This is a genomic window from Ramlibacter cellulosilyticus, from assembly GCF_014297465.1.
Classification (GTDB): Bacteria; Pseudomonadota; Gammaproteobacteria; order Burkholderiales; family Burkholderiaceae_C; genus Ramlibacter; species Ramlibacter cellulosilyticus.
Window position 1 is genome coordinate 98,852 of record NZ_JACORT010000009.1, and the last position, 15,239, is coordinate 114,090.

At 70.2% G+C, this 15,239-nt stretch carries 16 protein-coding genes; 7 read left to right on the top strand and 9 right to left on the bottom strand.

From position 1 onward, the window contains the following. Window positions 1–47 precede the first annotated feature (47 nt). Window positions 48–752 carry a hemerythrin domain-containing protein gene (locus H8N03_RS19465; protein WP_187077884.1) on the top strand — a complete coding sequence of 235 codons (705 nt, stop codon included), beginning with the start codon at window positions 48–50 and terminating at the stop codon, window positions 750–752. 138 nt (window positions 753–890) lie between these two features. Here H8N03_RS19465 and H8N03_RS19470 read toward each other — a convergent pair whose 3' ends face one another. The 4 genes from H8N03_RS19470 to H8N03_RS19485 are packed head-to-tail and all read right to left on the bottom strand — an operon-like array spanning window position 891 to window position 4,465. After that, window positions 891–2,240 carry a GAF domain-containing protein gene (locus H8N03_RS19470; protein ID WP_187077885.1) on the bottom strand — a complete coding sequence of 450 codons (1,350 nt, stop codon included), beginning with the start codon at window positions 2,238–2,240 and terminating at the stop codon, window positions 891–893. Then, complete coding sequence (locus H8N03_RS19475) at window positions 2,237–2,722, bottom strand: hypothetical protein (protein WP_187077886.1); 486 nt, start codon at window positions 2,720–2,722, stop codon at window positions 2,237–2,239. Before H8N03_RS19475 ends, H8N03_RS19470 begins: the two co-directional genes overlap by 4 nt. A gap of 12 nt (window positions 2,723–2,734) precedes the next feature. Continuing rightward, the gene (locus H8N03_RS19480) at window positions 2,735–3,538 is read right to left on the bottom strand and encodes an ABC transporter permease (protein WP_187077887.1); all 804 of its coding nucleotides are present in this window, start codon (window positions 3,536–3,538) and stop codon (window positions 2,735–2,737) included. Continuing rightward, entirely contained in the window at window positions 3,539–4,465 is a 927-nt protein-coding gene (locus tag H8N03_RS19485) for an ATP-binding cassette domain-containing protein (RefSeq protein WP_187077888.1), read from the bottom strand. 91 nt (window positions 4,466–4,556) lie between these two features. On the opposite strand from H8N03_RS19485, the gene asd reads away from it, so the two are divergent. Further along, window positions 4,557–5,420: an archaetidylserine decarboxylase gene (asd, locus tag H8N03_RS19490; RefSeq protein WP_255428300.1), complete on the top strand. Its 864-nt coding sequence runs from the start codon at window positions 4,557–4,559 to the stop codon at window positions 5,418–5,420. A 128-nt stretch (window positions 5,421–5,548) separates the two neighbouring features. Beyond that, complete coding sequence (locus tag H8N03_RS19495) at window positions 5,549–5,914, top strand: hypothetical protein (RefSeq protein ID WP_187077890.1); 366 nt, start codon at window positions 5,549–5,551, stop codon at window positions 5,912–5,914. Between the two features lie 9 nt (window positions 5,915–5,923). On the opposite strand, the gene H8N03_RS19500 is transcribed toward H8N03_RS19495, so the two are convergent. Next, window positions 5,924–7,417, bottom strand: a complete 1,494-nt coding sequence (locus H8N03_RS19500) for an AMP nucleosidase (protein WP_187077891.1) — start codon at window positions 7,415–7,417, stop codon at window positions 5,924–5,926. 174 nt (window positions 7,418–7,591) lie between these two features. On the opposite strand from H8N03_RS19500, the gene H8N03_RS19505 reads away from it, so the two are divergent. Next, a complete protein-coding gene (locus H8N03_RS19505) occupies window positions 7,592–7,852 on the top strand; it encodes a hypothetical protein (protein WP_187077892.1) in 261 nt (86 codons plus the stop codon). Here H8N03_RS19505 and H8N03_RS19510 read toward each other — a convergent pair. Together H8N03_RS19510 and gorA are read right to left on the bottom strand one after the other, a co-directional pair. Next, window positions 7,845–9,707 carry a FecR family protein gene (locus tag H8N03_RS19510; RefSeq protein ID WP_187077893.1) on the bottom strand — a complete coding sequence of 621 codons (1,863 nt, stop codon included), beginning with the start codon at window positions 9,705–9,707 and terminating at the stop codon, window positions 7,845–7,847. The genes H8N03_RS19505 and H8N03_RS19510 overlap by 8 nt on opposite strands. A 110-nt stretch (window positions 9,708–9,817) precedes the next feature. Then, window positions 9,818–11,200, bottom strand: a complete 1,383-nt coding sequence (gorA, locus tag H8N03_RS19515) for a glutathione-disulfide reductase (RefSeq protein ID WP_187077894.1) — start codon at window positions 11,198–11,200, stop codon at window positions 9,818–9,820. A gap of 96 nt (window positions 11,201–11,296) precedes the next feature. Between gorA and H8N03_RS19520 the strand changes: the two genes are divergently transcribed. From H8N03_RS19520 to H8N03_RS19530, 3 genes are read left to right on the top strand one after another with little or no spacing between them, the layout of a single operon-like run. After that, window positions 11,297–12,097, top strand: coding sequence for an MlaE family ABC transporter permease (locus H8N03_RS19520; RefSeq protein ID WP_187077895.1), 801 nt, complete (start codon window positions 11,297–11,299; stop codon window positions 12,095–12,097). A 2-nt stretch (window positions 12,098–12,099) separates the two neighbouring features. Beyond that, window positions 12,100–13,149, top strand: a complete 1,050-nt coding sequence (locus H8N03_RS19525; RefSeq protein ID WP_187077896.1) for an MlaD family protein — start codon at window positions 12,100–12,102, stop codon at window positions 13,147–13,149. Then, on the top strand, window positions 13,146–13,793 hold the full coding sequence (locus H8N03_RS19530; RefSeq protein ID WP_187077897.1) for a hypothetical protein: 648 nt from the start codon (window positions 13,146–13,148) through the stop codon (window positions 13,791–13,793). Before H8N03_RS19525 ends, H8N03_RS19530 begins: the two co-directional genes overlap by 4 nt. A gap of 125 nt (window positions 13,794–13,918) precedes the next feature. On the opposite strand, the gene H8N03_RS19535 is transcribed toward H8N03_RS19530, so the two are convergent. Both H8N03_RS19535 and H8N03_RS19540 read right to left on the bottom strand, forming a co-directional pair. After that, entirely contained in the window at window positions 13,919–14,503 is a 585-nt protein-coding gene (locus tag H8N03_RS19535; RefSeq protein ID WP_354005148.1) for an alpha-ketoglutarate-dependent dioxygenase AlkB, read from the bottom strand. A 105-nt stretch (window positions 14,504–14,608) separates the two neighbouring features. Next, complete coding sequence (locus H8N03_RS19540) at window positions 14,609–15,205, bottom strand: histone H1-like DNA-binding protein (protein ID WP_187078042.1); 597 nt, start codon at window positions 15,203–15,205, stop codon at window positions 14,609–14,611. Window positions 15,206–15,239 lie beyond the last annotated feature (34 nt).

Here is a 15,239-nt window from a genome sequence, read left to right on the forward strand (position 1 = left end):
AGACTTCTTTCCACGGCGCTCCTGCCGTCTCCCCAGCGAAAGAAGACATGAAGATCACATCCAAGGAACTTGCCCAGGTTGCCGCCGCCGAGGCGCCGCGCTTCGACATGTACTCCGGCATCCACAAGGCGCTGCGCGCCTTCATGGCCGACACCCTGCTGGCCCTGGGCCGCATGGACCCGGCCGACGACGGCGAGGTCGCCGAGGCCGGCGAGCGCGTCCTCCGGCTGCTCGGCTTCTGCGGCAGCCACCTCGCGCACGAGAACGCCTTCGTGCACGCAGCGATCGAGGCGCGCGCGCCGGGTGCCAGCGACCGCATCGGCCACGAGCACGAGGAACACGAGCGCGAGATCGCGCACCTGTCCGCGCAGGTCGCCTACCTGCAGATCGCCCCCGCGGCCGAGCGTCCCGCCGCGGCCCTGTCGCTGTACCGCGCGCTGTCGCTCTTCGTCGCCGGCAATTTCCAGCACATGCACGTGGAAGAGACTGCGCACAACGCGGTGCTGTGGGCCCGCTACACCGACGCCGAGCTGCTGGCGATCCACGATGCCCTGGTGGCCTCGATCCCGCCGGAGGAGATGATGCTCACGGCGCGCTGGCTGGTGCCCTTCATGAACCCGCAGGAACGGGCGATGCTGTGCGCCGACATGAAGGCGAAGGCACCGGCGGAGGCGTTCGAGGCGGTGCTGGCGGCGGTGCGGCCGCATTTGAGCAGCCGGGAGTGGGAAAAGCTCGCGAAGGCGCTGGGGTGAACGGTGGGGTTCGCTGGCGCTCACCTGCCGGCGCTGGCGCGCCGCCACCCTACGAACAGCCGCCGTGCGCACAGAGTAGGGTGGTGCGGCGAACGCCGCAGAAGGTGAGCGAAGCGAACCCCACCGAAGGGCGCCGGATCAAACCTGCACCAGCTCCACCCCCCGCTGCACCACCAGCCGGAACCGCCCCCGCCCCGTCTTCTCGATCCGCACCGCGCCTTCCTGCTCCGCCAGCCGCCGCTGCAGCAGCAGCAGGCGCGCCTCGAGGTTGTCGCTCACGTCCGGCAGCTTCAGGGACGCGTCGAGACGCAGCTCCCGGTTGCTGAATTCGGTGCGCCCCAGCTGCTGGTGGTCGCGCAGCAGCTTCCACAGGATCGCGCCGGCCACGCCCTTGATCACGTAGTCGTCGCCGAAGAAGATGCTCGCGTTCGCCGGGAAGTGGCGCACCACCAGCGGCGCGAGCGCCGAGGGGCGCGTGGCAGCGGGTGACGCGGCGGGGGCCGCCGCTGCCTCCACGCTTTCCGTCGCCGCCTGCATCAGCTCGATCGTCGCACCCAGGTGTCCCGCGATCGCCACCAGCGCGTCCTCGTGCTCGTAGCTGAATTGCAGCTCCTGCGAGCTCTCGACGAACAGCACGCCCAGCATGCGGCCGCCGCTCTGGATCGGCACCGCCAGCTGGCTGTGCGGCTGCGGCAGGCCGGGGTAAGGGATCTCGGTGACCGGCTCGAAGTCGGGCACGTTCGCATCGAAGCTGCTGCGCATCGCCTGGCTGTAGAGCGCCGCGCTCGTGACGTGGCCGATCCGCACCGGCGTGCGTTCGCGCGCGGCCATGCCGATCACGCCCTGGCCTACGCCGACCTCGGAGCCCACGCCCGAGGTGGCATAGCCGCAGCTCGCCACCGTGTACAGGCGCTGCGCCGCAGGGTCCAGCATCAGCACCATCGCGTGCCGGATGCCCAGGTGGTCGCTCGCGCTCGCCAGCACCGCGTTGAGTGCTTCGTCCAGGCTGGTGCAGCGCGCCAGGCGCTCGCTCGCACGCCGCACGGCGCCGAGCAGGTTGGGGCGCGGCGCCGGCGCCGCCAGGGGCTCGCCTTCCAGTGCCTCGATTTCCTCCACCGCATACACGTCGGAGCCGAGCAGGCGGAACACGCCCTGCATGCCGCTGTGCGAGGCGATGCCGGCGAGCTGGGCACGCATGCCTTCGAACAAGGCGCCTTCCGTTTCGGTGCGCAGGTAGCGGATGCGCAGCCGGTAGAAGCGGGCGGTGCCGGGGTCGATCACCAGCGCCGTCGCGTACGGGTTCGCGAGGATGTTCTGGCGCGTCTTGTTGAAGAACTGGAAGGACAGCGCCACGTGCGCTTCGTCGGCGTAGAACACCTGCGAGATGTAGGCGACGTTGGGCACGCCGTCGGCGCTGCAGGTCGCCACGATGGCCGGGATGATGCCTTCGAAGCAGCCGCGGATGTCCTGCAGGCAGGGCGCGCTCACGGCGTGCCTCCGAGTGCGGCGCCGGCGCGCGGGCCCGGCGTCTGCTCGAACGCCTGCTCCGGCGTGAAGCGCACGGCGATCACGTCGTCGAGCCGGTGCGCGAGCATGGCGCGCGTCACCGGCGGGCCGAAGCCGACCTGCTGGATCTCGTGCTCCATGGAGCGGAGGTACGCGGCGAGCACCGCTTCGTCTTCCGGCCCGGCCGGGCGCATGTCCACGCGCGAGGCCTTCAGCTGCACGCTGCGGTGCGTGGAGGGCTCGCTGAAGACGACGGCGACCTGCCCCGTCGCCGCGAGGTCCTGCACCAGTTGCCGCGACTGCCGCCGGGCGAGATACACGGTGATGTCCTGCCCGCCCGCCTCGACGCGACTGCCGACGGCGCGCATGATGCTGGGGCGCAGGCGCGCGTCGCGCGAGCCCACGATGACGGACACGCCGCGCGCCATCATGGCCACGAGGTCCGGCGGGAGCAGGGCGGCCATGCGGGGCTTTCCTCAGGCGGCGAAGCGGCGGCGCGTGAGCGCGAGCGCCGCCCAGAACGCCGCCACCGCGTAGGCGGCGAGCACCAGCAGGTGCTGCAGCGCGTCGTCGGGCCAGCGGTCCATGAACATGGGCCGCACCAGCTCCACCGCGCTGGTGAGCGGCAGCCACTCCGAGACGGCGCGCACCACCTGCGGCAGCTGCTCGCGCGGGAAGAACACGCCGGAGAGGAACATCATCGGGGTGAGGAACAGGGTGAAGTAGTAGGTGAAGAAATCGTAGCCCTTCGCCAGCGCGTTGAATATCAGGGCGATGCAGGAGAAGGTGACGCCCGCGGCGGCCAGCACGACCCAGGCCACCAGCAGCTTGGGGCTGTACGAGATGCCGAGCGCGAGCATCACCAGCAGGATGGCGGTCACGGTGAAGATCGCCTTGTAGGCGGCCCAGAGCATCTCCGCCAGCACGATGTCGTCCAGGCTCACGGGCGCGTTCATGATGCCGTCCCAGGTGCGCTGCACGTGCATGCGGGAGAAGGCGGAATACAGCGCCTCGAAGCTCGCCGCGTTCATCGCGCTCATGCAGATGGAGCCGCTCGCGAGGAAGAGGATGTACGGAACCTCGGCGCCTGCGAGGCGCACGCTGCCCACCAGCGCGCCCATGCCGTAGCCGAAGGCCACCAGCCAGATCAGGGGCTCGGCGATGTTGCCGATCAGGCTGGGCAGCGCCAGCTTGCGCCACACGAGCAGGTTGCGGCGGAACACGGGCCACCACCGCAGCGAGAGGGCAGGGATGCGCCAGTGGGACAGGTGCTCGCTCATTCAAGCCCCCTCGCGGATCTGCCGGCCCGTCAGCTTGAGGAACAGGTCCTCCAGGTTCGACGGCCGGTGCAAGGTGCGCAGGCGCGGATGCTCGCGCCCGAGCGCATCGAGCAGGGGCCGCGCGTCCTGCGTGTAGAAGAAGACGGTCTCGCCGCTCACCTCCGTGCGGCCGGCCAGCGCGCGCAGCGGCGACTCCGCGAGCGACAGCGCGCCGTTGCCGTACGCCTCCACGACATCCGACTCCAGGTGCTCCGCGATGAGGTCGCGTGGCCTGCCTTCCGCGATCTTGCGTCCGTGGTCGAGCACCAGCAGGCGGTTGCACAGGCGCTCGGCCTCGTCCATGAAGTGCGTCGTGAGCAGGATGGACTTGCCTTGCTGCAGCAACACCTGCAGGCGCTCCCACATGAGGTGGCGCGCCTGCGGATCGAGGCCCGTGGTGGGTTCGTCCAGCATCAGCAGGCGCGGGTCGTTGACCAGCGCCCGCGCGAGCGACAGCCGGCGCCGCATGCCGCCAGACAGTTCCACCGGCTTCGCTTCGGCCTTGGCCGAGAGGGCCGCGAACTCCAGCAGCTGCGGGATGCGTTCGCGGATGCGCTGCTCGGGCAGGCCGAAGTAGCGGCCATAGACCAGCAGGTTCTCGGCGCAGCTGAAGTCGGGGTCCAGCGAGTCGAACTGGCTCACGACGCCGAGCTGCGCCTTGATCGCCAGCGCGTCCCGCGGCAGGGTGCCGCCGAGCGCGCGGATCTCGCCACTGTCCGGCTCGGTGAGCCCCAGGCACATGCGGATCGTCGTCGTCTTGCCCGCCCCGTTGGGACCGATGACGCCCAGGCACTCGCCGGCGGCGATGCCGAAGGAAAGCCCGTCGACCACGGCCGTGTCGCCATAGCGCTTGGTGAGGTCGCGAACTTCGAGGAGCAGCTCGGTCATGGGCGGGGTATTGTGTCCGACCTCGTCCGTGTACGCAGTGCAACGTGCCGCCCCCTTAGAATTTTCCCTTTCCAGAAGAAGAGGTCGCCGCTTGTTCCCACCCTTGCCCATCACGCAGCAGTACCTCCTGCCCAAGAAGCTGCTCACCGTGCTCGCGGGCAAGCTCGCCGGGGCGCGCCTGGGCGGGATCACCACGGCGGTCATCCGCAAGTTCGTGGCGCACTACAAGGTGGACATGGCCGAGGCGGCGGACCCGCGCATCGAGAGCTACGCCACCTTCAACGACTTCTTCACGCGGCCGCTGCGCGAAGGCGCGCGTCCGATCGCCGCGGCGCCTTTCGTGTGCCCCGTGGACGCCGCGATCAGCCAGTTCGGCCCCATCGAGCACGACCAGCTGTTCCAGGCCAAGGGCCACAGCTACTCCACGCGCGCGCTCGTCGGCGGCGACCAGCAGCTCGCGCACCGCTTCGACCACGGGCACTTCGCGACGCTGTACCTCGCGCCGCGCGACTACCACCGCATCCACATGCCTTGCGAAGGGCGCCTGAAGCGGATGATCTACATCCCCGGCGACCTCTTCTCGGTGAACCCGCTGACGGCGCGCCACGTGCCCAGCCTGTTCGCGCGCAACGAGCGCGTCGTGTGCGAGTTCGAATGCCCGCACGGCCCGCTGGTGATGGTGCTCGTGGGCGCGACCATCGTCGGCAGCATGGCGACCGTGTGGCACGGCGTCATCAACCCGCCGCGCACGCGCGAGCCGCGCGAGTGGCGCTACGACGACCAGGACATCGTGCTCGCCAAGGGCGCCGAGATGGGCCGCTTCCTGCTCGGCTCGACGGTGATCCTGCTCTTTCCGCAGAACGTGCTGACGTTCACGCCCGACTGGGCACCGACGCGGCCCGTCCGCCTGGGCGAAGCCATGGGTACGCTGATCGAGACGGAAGCCGCGCTGTGAGTTTTTGCTCGGCCGTGCGTGGCGTTCTCCCGCGCGGGTGATTGCACGCACCGCGCAGGAGCGTTAGGGTTCCGCTTTCTCCCCCGAGACCGTCCGCCATGGATTACCGCTGCCCCCACTGCCACCGGATGCTCGACGTCCGCAAGCTGTACCTGAAAGACATTTCGGCGTGCGCCCGCTGCGGCCAGAAAGTGGTGCTCGGCGACTTCCTCGCGTTCGCGGTGGCGGCGCTGGCGATGTCGGTGTCGGCCCTGTCGGCGCTCTACCTCCTCAGCCACCAGATCGAGGAGTACTACGTCGCCGCGGGCTACGCGGTCGCGATCGGCATGGTCGCGGGCGTGGCGGTCCTGCTGCTGCTCGGGCGCGCGACGCCCTTCCGCGGCCGCACGCGCAGCCGCGCGGCGAAGTCGAGCCGCAACGCCCCTGCGTCCGGCAAGCAGCGGGCCGAACCGGCGCCGCAGAACGACGCGTTCGCACCCACGCGCGCGCTGTAGAACGTCCCCTTACTGGAACGCCACTTCGTCGAAGCTGCGCAGCTTGCGGCTGTGCAGCCGCTGCGGACCTTGTGAACGCAGGATCTCGATCGCGCGCATGCCGATGCGCAGGTGCTGGTCCACGCGCTCGCGGTAGAAGTGGTTCGCCATGCCCGGCAGCTTGATCTCGCCGTGCAGCGGCTTGTCGCTCACGCACAGCAGCGTGCCGTAGGGCACGCGGAAGCGGAAACCGTTGGCCGCGATCGTGGCGCTCTCCATGTCGAGGGCGACGGCGCGGCTTTGCGAGAAGCGGCGCTGCGGCTCGTTGCCGGGCAGCAGCTCCCAGTTGCGGTTGTCCGTGCTCGCCACGGTGCCCGTGCGCATGATGCGCTTGAGGTCCGCGCCCTGGCATTGCGTGACGTCCGCCACCGCCTGCTCCAGCGCCACCTGGATCTCGGCCAGCGCGGGGATGGGGACCCACAAGGGCAGTTCCTCGTCGAGCACGTGGTCCTCGCGCACGTACGCGTGGGCCAGCACGTAGTCGCCCAGCTGCTGGCTGTTGCGCAGGCCCGCGCAGTGCCCGAGCATCAGCCAGGCGTGCGGCCGCAGCACGGCGACGTGGTCGGTGATGTTCTTCGCGTTCGACGGGCCCACGCCGATGTTCACCATGGTGATGCCGCCGTGCCCCGGGCGGATCAGGTGGTACGCCGGCATCTGCGGCAGCCGCGGCGGCGGCGCGCCCAGGCTGTCCATCGCCTCGCGCGGCAGGCCCACGCGGCGCGTGACCACGTTGCCCGGCTCGACGAAGGCGATGTACTCGCTGTCCGGGCGGTTCATCTCCTCGTGACCGAGCTTCACGAATTCGTCGATGTAGAACTGGTAGTTCGTGAACAGCACGAAATTCTGGAACCATTCGGGCACCGTGCCGGTGTAGTGGCGCAGGCGGTGCAGCGAGTAGTCGACGCGCGAGGCGGTGAACAGCGACAGCGGCACCGGCTGGCCGGCGTCGAAGCGCACCGTGCCGTTGGCGATGCCGTCGTCCATGGTGCCGAGGTCCGGCAGGTCGAACAGGTCGCGCATCAGCGCGCGGCGCTGCGGCGGCATGTTGCCTTCGATGTGGTCATGCTCCGCGAAGGAGAAGTGGATCGGCATCGGCTCGTGGCTCGTGCCGATCTCCAGCGGCACGCCGTGGTTCTGGAGCAGGAGCCGGAACTGCTGCAGGTAGTACGGCCCGTACAGGTCGGGTCGCGTCAGCGTCGTCTCGTAGCGGCCGGTGCTCGCGACGAAGCCGTACGAGAGGCCCGAGTTCTCCAGTGCGGCCTGCGGCACCACGCTGTCGGTGTGGATGCGCACGTAGGGGTAGCAGGCCCGCACGCGCGCCGGCATCTGCTCGCCGGCCACGAAGCGCTGCATCGCCTCGCGCAGGTGGTTGATCTGCTGCGCGTAGATCGCTCGCACCTGGTCCAGGGCGCTCTCGGCATCGTGGTGGAAGGTGGGTGCGATGAAGGGCGGCATGAAGGGCATGTGCCTATTGTGCAACTCCCGTTCCACCGTCCCCCAACCCGGCCGGCGGTGCGCCTGCGTCCTACAAGGTGTAACGCAGTCCTCTGACCCATCCTCTTGCGCCCAGGGCCGACAGTCTGCGTCATCCAGAACAGCGTCGCTGACAGGCGCAAATCAATCAAGGAGTCCAAGAAAATGACGACAGCGTTGGCCGCCAATCCCTTCGCCCTGATGGTCGATCCCGCCCAGGTCCGTGCCCACATCGACCAGTCGGAATCCCTGACCAAACTGAGCCAGCGCACCTGCCATCCCCTGGACCGCGCCGTGATCCGCTGCGCGAGCGCCGAGATCGCCGCCTTCGACGCCAAGATCGACCGCACCACGATCTACCTGCCGCCGGAAGAAGAGAAGCCGGCGCCCGTGACGCGCACCTACACGCGCGGCCGCGTCAACTGACCCTGCGGGCCGGCACGCCCATGGGTGCCGGCCGCACCGGCTGCGGCTGGTAGTACTGCTGCTGCCGCAGCCACACTTCCTGGTCCCGTCGTTCCTGTTCGCGCCGCGCCTGGTCCGCCAGGGCCCGCTGGCGCCGGAAGTCCTCCTCGCGGCGCGCCACTTCTTCCCGGCGCGCCTGCTCCTCGCGACGGGCCTGTTCCTCCCGCCTTTCCTCTTCCGCGCGGCGCGCGGCCTGCTCGCGGCGCGCCTGCGCGCCCTGTTCCTCGCGACGGGCCTGCTCCTGCAGGCGGGCGAGCTGCTGCTTGCGCGCCTCGGCGATCTTCTCCGCTTCGGCCCTGCGGACGGCGGCCAGGCGCTTTTCCTCTTCGGCCTTCTTCGCGGCGGCGCGGCGTTCTTCCTCCGCGCGCCTGGCGGCGGCGACGCGCTTCGTTTCCTGCTCCTTCTTCGCCTGTGCGGCGGCGCGGCGCTCGTCGTCCGCGCGCTTCGCGGCGGCGTGGGCGCGCCGGCGATCCTCGGCGCGCCGGTTGTCGGCGGCGACGCGGCGCTCGCTCTCGATGCGCCGGGCTTCGGCCTTCCTCGCTTCGGCCGCGGCGGCGCGCTTTTCGTTCTCCGCGCGCTTCGCCTCCGCGGTGGCGCGCTTGTCGTTGTCGATCCGCTTCGCCTCGGCGGCGGCCGCACGCTTCTCGTTTTCGACGCGCTTTGCTTCCGCGAGGGCGGCGGCGCGGTGTTCGGCTTCCGCGCGCGCTGCGGCGGCGCGGCGCTCGTCCTCGCGCTGCTGCGCGACGCGCTCGCGTTCGGCCTGCTCGCGCGCGGCTTGCGCGGCCGCTTCGGCCTGGGCCCGCGCGCGGGCTTCGGCTTCCGCCTTCAGGGAGGCCGAGGGCAGGGCGGACGCGACGGCGGTGCCGGGGGCACCCACGCGCAGCGGCACCGCCGCGGGTGCCGTGGGCAGCACCGTCACGTTCGGCAGGGTCTGCGCCTTGGCGACGGGCGGCAGGGGCACGGCCGGCGGCAGCGGCGCGGGCGTGGCCGCGGCCTTCGCGGCCTGCACCGGCGCTTGCGCCGCGGCGGCGGGCCTGGCACCGGGGAGCGAGGACGCGGGCCCGGTGATCACGATGTCCTTGCCCTTGTTGATGAAGGCAGGCACCGCGGGGGCCGCGGGGGCCGCCTGCGCCACGTTGGGCATGCTCACGGTGGGCTCGCCGCGCCGGCGCGCGCCGGTCCACTTGTCGAAATCGTCGGTGGCCGCGAACGCGGACTGCGGCACGCGCGAAAGGTCGCGCGACTTGAAGCTCACGCGCTGGCCGTTCTTCACTTCCAGCGCCTCGCCCTTCTCGCCGTACACGACGCCCGAGCCGGAGAGCACCACGATGCGGGTGAGGCCCTGCTTGGGGTCCACGTCGATGCGGTAGTCGCCGGCCTGCCGCGCGCGGAACGCGAGGTTGGGCGTGCCGACCTCGAAGCTGTCGCCCGGATTCAGCTGGGTGACCGTTGCGGCAATGGTGCCCTGCGTGAGGCTTAGCTGGGTCGCGGTGTCGCCCACGTTCTCCAGCACCATCTGCGTCTCGCCATTGAGCCGCACGGCATGGCCGCCTGCCTGCACTTCGGCGCGCGAGCCGCGGTCGATCCAGAGGCGGTCGCCCCGCTTCAGGAGCCGGCGCGGCTGGACGTCATGCCACTCCTTGTCGCCCTGCGGCGCGTACGCCACCGAGCCCTCCGCGTGGTGCAAGTGGGCGGCGGGCACGGACACGACGTCCTGCGCCAGCGCCCCTGAGCCCCATGCAAGTGCCAGGGCTGCCAGTCCGTGGCTGATCCGGCGGCAGCCCCCCACGCCGGTTCTCGATTGCAGAGCGTTCATGGTGAGGTATTGAACGCTTGAGCCACGGCAAAAGCACGCTAAGGGCGTGTAAAGGTCCTGGGAGTTTTCCCGAGCCGGCCCTTTCGCGTGAAGTTGTCACGTGGCCTGCATCAGGGTCCGGGGAACTTCGCGACGACCGGTTCCCGCATGGTCACGAATTCTTCGGCCGCCGTGGGATGGATCCCGATGGTGCGATCGAAGACCGCCTTGGTGGCACCGGCCTGCATGGCGACCGCGAAGCCCTGCACGACCTCGCCGGCCTCGGCGCCCACCATGTGCAGGCCCACGACGCGGTCGGTGGCCGCGTCGACCACGAGCTTCATCAGCGTGCGTTCCGGGTTGCCGCTCAAGGTGTGCCGCAGCGCGCGGAAGTCGGTGCGGAAGATGCGGACGTCGCCGTGGCGTTCGCGCGCCTGCTGCTCGGTGAGGCCCACCGTGCCCACCGTGGGATGCGTGAAGACGGCGGTCGGCACGAGCTCGTAGCCCAGGGAGCGCTCGCCGGTCCCGAACAACTGGTCGACCACCACCATGGCTTCGGCCAGGGCCACGGGCGTGAGCTGCACGCGCGCGATCACGTCGCCCACCGCCAGGATCGACGGCACCTGCGTGCGGAAGCGCTCGTCCACCACGATCGCGCCGTGGGGCGAGGTGCGCAGGCCGGCGGCTTCCAGCCCGAGCCCCGCGACGTTCGGGATGCGGCCGGTCGCATAGAGCACCGCGTCCGCCTCCAGCACCTCGCCGCCGGCGAAGCGCACGGCGAGGGCGTCGCCCTGCCGCTCCACCGCCTCGACGTCGCTGCGCAGGCGCAGGTCGACGCCGTGCTTCACCATCTCCTGCGCGAGGAAGGTCCGCACCTCGTCGTCGAAGCCGCGCAGGATCTGCTCGCCCCGGTACGACTGGGTCACCTGCGCCCCGAGCCCCTGGAAGATGGATGCGAACTCGCAGGCGATGTAGCCGCCACCGACGACGACCAGCCGTCGCGGGAAGGGCGCGAGGTCGAACATCTGGTCCGATGTGAGCACATGCTCGCGGCCGGGGAAGTGCGGGACCGAGGGCGTGCCCCCGGTGGCAACGAGGATGTGCCGCGCGCGCCAGCGACGCGCGCCGTCGGCGTGCGCCACCTGCACGGTGTGGGCGTCGCACAGGGTCGCCCAGCCGCGCACCAGGTCCACGCCGGCGCTGCGCAGCAGGTGTTCGTAGACGCCGTTGAGCCGGGCGATCTCGTGTGCCCGGTTCTTCTTCAGGCGTTCCCAGTCCAGGCGCGCGGGCGCGAGGTCCCAGCCGAACCCGGCGGCATCGCGGAAATGGTCCGCATATTCGGCGGCATGGCTATAGAGCTTCTTCGGGATGCAGCCCACGTTCACACAGGTGCCGCCGAGGGCGGCCGCCTCGGCCAGCACGACGCGGGCGCCCCGCTGCGCGGCCATGCGGGCGGCCCGCACGCCGCCGCTGCCGCCGCCGACCACGAAGAGGTCGCAATCGAATCCGCTCATCGCCGCTCCTTTCCTGTGCCTGTCCATGGCCGGGCAGGCTCGGCTGTAGGCCGTGCCTTACGAGGGTGCCCCAGCCGCACGTTTACCATCGCGCCCATGCACTGGTCGACCTGGTACCGCACCGTGGGCCACACCAGCCTGGCGCCCGTGCGCTGGGCTGCGGCCTGGGCGCGCATCACCTTCTTCGGTTCGGTGATGGTCGTGCGCGCGCTCTCGCCGCGCAGCTACGGCCCGCAGACCCGCTACAACCTTGCCCGCCACATGTACGTGGACACGGCGCCCATTCTCGGCTGGTTCACGGTGCTGATCGCCCTGTTCACGGTGATCATCACGCGCATCGTGGTCGTCACCGCGGCCAGCTACGGCCTGTCGCAATATGCGCTGGAAATGGTGATCCGGGTGCTGGTGGTGGAATTGATCCCGCTGACCGCCGCGCTTTTCGTCGCGTTGCGCACCACGATCCCCAGTGGCGCCGCGCTGGTGGAGATGCGGCGCATCGGCCACTTCCGCACGCTGCGCCGGCAGCGCCTGGACCCGATCGCCGTGGAGGTGCTGCCGCGCATGATGGCCGGCATCTTCGCGTGCATCACGCTCGCCGCCCTCAGCTGCGTGGTCGCCGGTATCCTCGCCTACCTCGCCGTCTACGGCTTCACCATGGCGGGGACGCAGGCGTACAGCCACATGGCCGGCCGCGTGTTCGACCCGCTCTTCACCTTCATCTTCTCGCTCAAGACCTTGCTCTTCGCCATCGCCGTGTCCGTGATCCCCATGGCTTCGGGCCTGAACAACATCGAGGACGACGGGTCGCGCGAGAGCGCGGCGCTGCAGGGCCTCGTGCGCATGTTCGGCGTGCTGCTGGTGATGGAAGCGCTCTCGCTGGTGGGCAACTACATCTGACCATGGCCCAGGACCCCCCGCGCACGCCCCCGCCCAGCCCCAGCGCCCCGCCGCAGCCGGAGACGCCGGTCCAGAAATCCGAGCCCACCGCCAAGCACGTGCCGGTGCGCAACCTGGAGCTGAAGGCCACGCTGCTGCTCGCGTTCACCGTCGGCCTGATCATCGCCTCGGCCCTGTTCCTGCTGCGGGCGCGCGGCTTCTTCGACCCCAAGCAGCACCTGGTGCTCGTCACCGACAACGCGGAAGGCGTGGTGGCGGGCATGGACCTCACCTTCTCCGGCTTCCCGATCGGCACGGTCAAGCGCGTGTCGCTCGGCGAGAAGGGCAACGTGCAGATCGAGATCGACGTGCTGCAGAAGGAGGCGAAGTGGCTGCGTACCTCCAGCGTGTTCACGCTGATCAAGCCGATCATCGGCGCGACGCAGCTGCGCGCCTACAGCGGCATCCTCACCGACCCGCCCCTGCCGGACGGCGCGGAGCGCCCCGTGCTGCGGGGCGACTTCAACGAGGAGGTGGGCCGCGTGATCGGCGCGACCAAGGACGTGCTCGACAACCTGAACCAGCTCACCGCCGCGAATTCGGAACTGAACCGCTCCCTGGCGAACCTGCAGGTGTTCACGAGCAAGCTGCAGAGCCGGCAAGGGGCGCTGCACGCGATCTTCGGTAACGAGCAGGACGCGCGCAAGCTCGTGGACGCGGTGGAGCGGGCGAATGCGGCGATGGCGCAGATCCAGCGGCTGGCGGCGAACGGCGACCGGCTGGTGTCCAACGCGGACGCGCGCGTGTTCGGCCCGAACGGCATCGCCAATGACGCGCAGGCGAGCGTGCGGCAGATGAATGCGTTGCTGTCCGATGCGCGCGGCAGCCTGCAGCGCGTGGACGCCGTGCTGAAGGAGGCGCAGGGCATCGCCGGCAACGTGAACAAGGCGACCGAGGACCTCGGCAGCCTGCGCGGCGACGTGGAGGCCAACCTGCGCAAGATCGAGGACCTGATCAACGACCTGAACCGGAAGTGGCCTTTCGCCAAGGAGCGAAAGATCGAGTTGCCATGAGGATCCTCCTGTCCCTTGTCCTGGTCGCCTTGCTCGCGGCCTGCGGCAACAAGCCGCGCCAGCCCGACTGGCTGGTGAACGCCGACGGCGCGCAGGACCGCTACGAGCGCGCCTACCTCTCGGGAAACGATCGCGTCGCGACGTCCGAGTTCACGCGCTTTCGCAGCGAGGTGGCCAGCACGGCGCAGCCGGGGCTGGTGGCCCGCGCGGAGCTCACGCGCTGCGCGGTGCAGGTGGCGAGCCTGGACTTCGCGCCTTGCACGGGCTTCGAGCGGCTGCGGCAGGACGCGCCGGAGGCGGAGCGGGCGTATGCGGACTTCCTGGCTGGCACGGCGACACCGGAGCAGGCCAGGCTGCTGCCGGAGCAGTACCGCGGCATCGCGGGTGGGCAGGGCGGGGCGGCGGCCCTGAAAGGCGTCAAGGAGCCGCTGCCGCGGCTGGTCGCGGCGGGCGTGTTGCTGCGCACCGAGAAGGCGGATCCGGAGGTGCTGCAGGTGGCCGTGGACACCGCGTCGGATCAAGGCTGGCGGCGCAGCGTGATGGCGTGGCTGGGGGCGCAGGCGATGCGGGCGGAGAAGGCGGGGGCGGTGGAGGAGGCGGCGAAGTTGCGCCGACGCATGCAGCTCGCGAGCGAACAGAAGTGATCGGTGGGGTTCGCTTCGCTCACCGTCCCGCGGCGCGCCGCGGCCACCCTACAACTTGGGGCGCGCTGTAGGGTGGCGCGCCGGCAGGCGCGGACGGTGAGTGAAGCGAACCCCACCGATCGGCCTCATCTCCGCGCAGACGCCGTCCGCAACGTAATCGAATACCGCAACCTCTTCGTCGGCGACACCGCGTGCTGCCACTCCCACCGTGACGCCCCGCGCAGCAGGTAGATCGACCGCGGCGGCAGCACGAGGCTCATCGTCTTCACCTTGCTCCCCACGACGTGCGGATACGGCCGGAAGCGCATCACGGCTTCGTCCAGCAGCGAGACGCCCACCACGTCTTCGAAGTCCGGCACGTCGCGGTGCCAGCCGAGCGGCGTTCCCGGCTCGTACGCCGCCAGCAGCGCCTGCGTGAAGCGTTCGGGCGCGATCCCCGCCCACGCACCGGCGCGTGCGCGCAGCGCGTCCAGCCAGGCCGGCAGGGGCTCGACTGCATTCAGTTGCTGGGCGCTGAAGTCGTACTGGCCGCCATAGCTCAGGACCTTGCGGCGGGCGGTGTACTGCTGGTACTGCATGGGCGCGAGCGGCAGCGCGCGCAGCATGGCCAGCAGCGCCGATTCCTCGTCAGGGGAGAGGAAGTCCGCTTCGTAGCGCATGCCCGGCGGCAGCGCGGGCGGCGCTTCGCCGAAGAGGTCCGACTGGCTCACCACGCCAGTATGCAGGCAGGAAAAAGCCCGCGGGGTGAGCCGCGGGCTTTGGAGCGGACCAGGCATCCACGGGCGAAACGCGCAGCGCTTCGCCCGTGATCTGCCTTAAGGCTTGGCAGCCGTCGGAAACGGCCAGGCAGCCTGCGGGTTCAGAGTGGTCTGAGCCGCGGGGGCTGCAGCAGCCGGGGCGGAGGAACCGCCGTTCGACTTGGCCGCAGGCTTGGAGGAAGCCCGTTTCGCCGGAGACTTTTTCGCAGCAGGCGCTTTCGCAGCCTTCTTCGCACCGCCGGAAGACTTCTTCGCAGCCTTCTTCGCGGTGGACTTCTTGGCAGCGGTCTTGCGGGCGCCGGTGGACTTCTTGGCGGTCGCCTTCTTGGCCGTGGTCTTCTTCGCAGCCGCCTTCTTCGCAGCCGGACGCTTCGCGGCAGCCTTCTTCGCTGCCGGGCGCTTCGCAGCAGCCTTCTTGGCGGCCGGGCGCTTGGCGGCGGCCTTCTTCGCGGCCGGGCGCTTGGCGGCAGCCTTCTTGGCGGCCGGGCGCTTCGCCGTCGTCTTCTTGGCCGTGGCCTTCTTCGCGGTCGTCTTGCGGGCCGTCGTCTTCTTCGCGGCCGATTTCTTCGCAGTTGCCATGTCTATCTCCTGTTTACGTTGATACCAAACATCAACCAAAGAGCACTTCGCGCATTGTTGGTGGCGCGAAGCGATCCGTGCGGTTGGGCCTGCTGCCCAGCCCCACGAA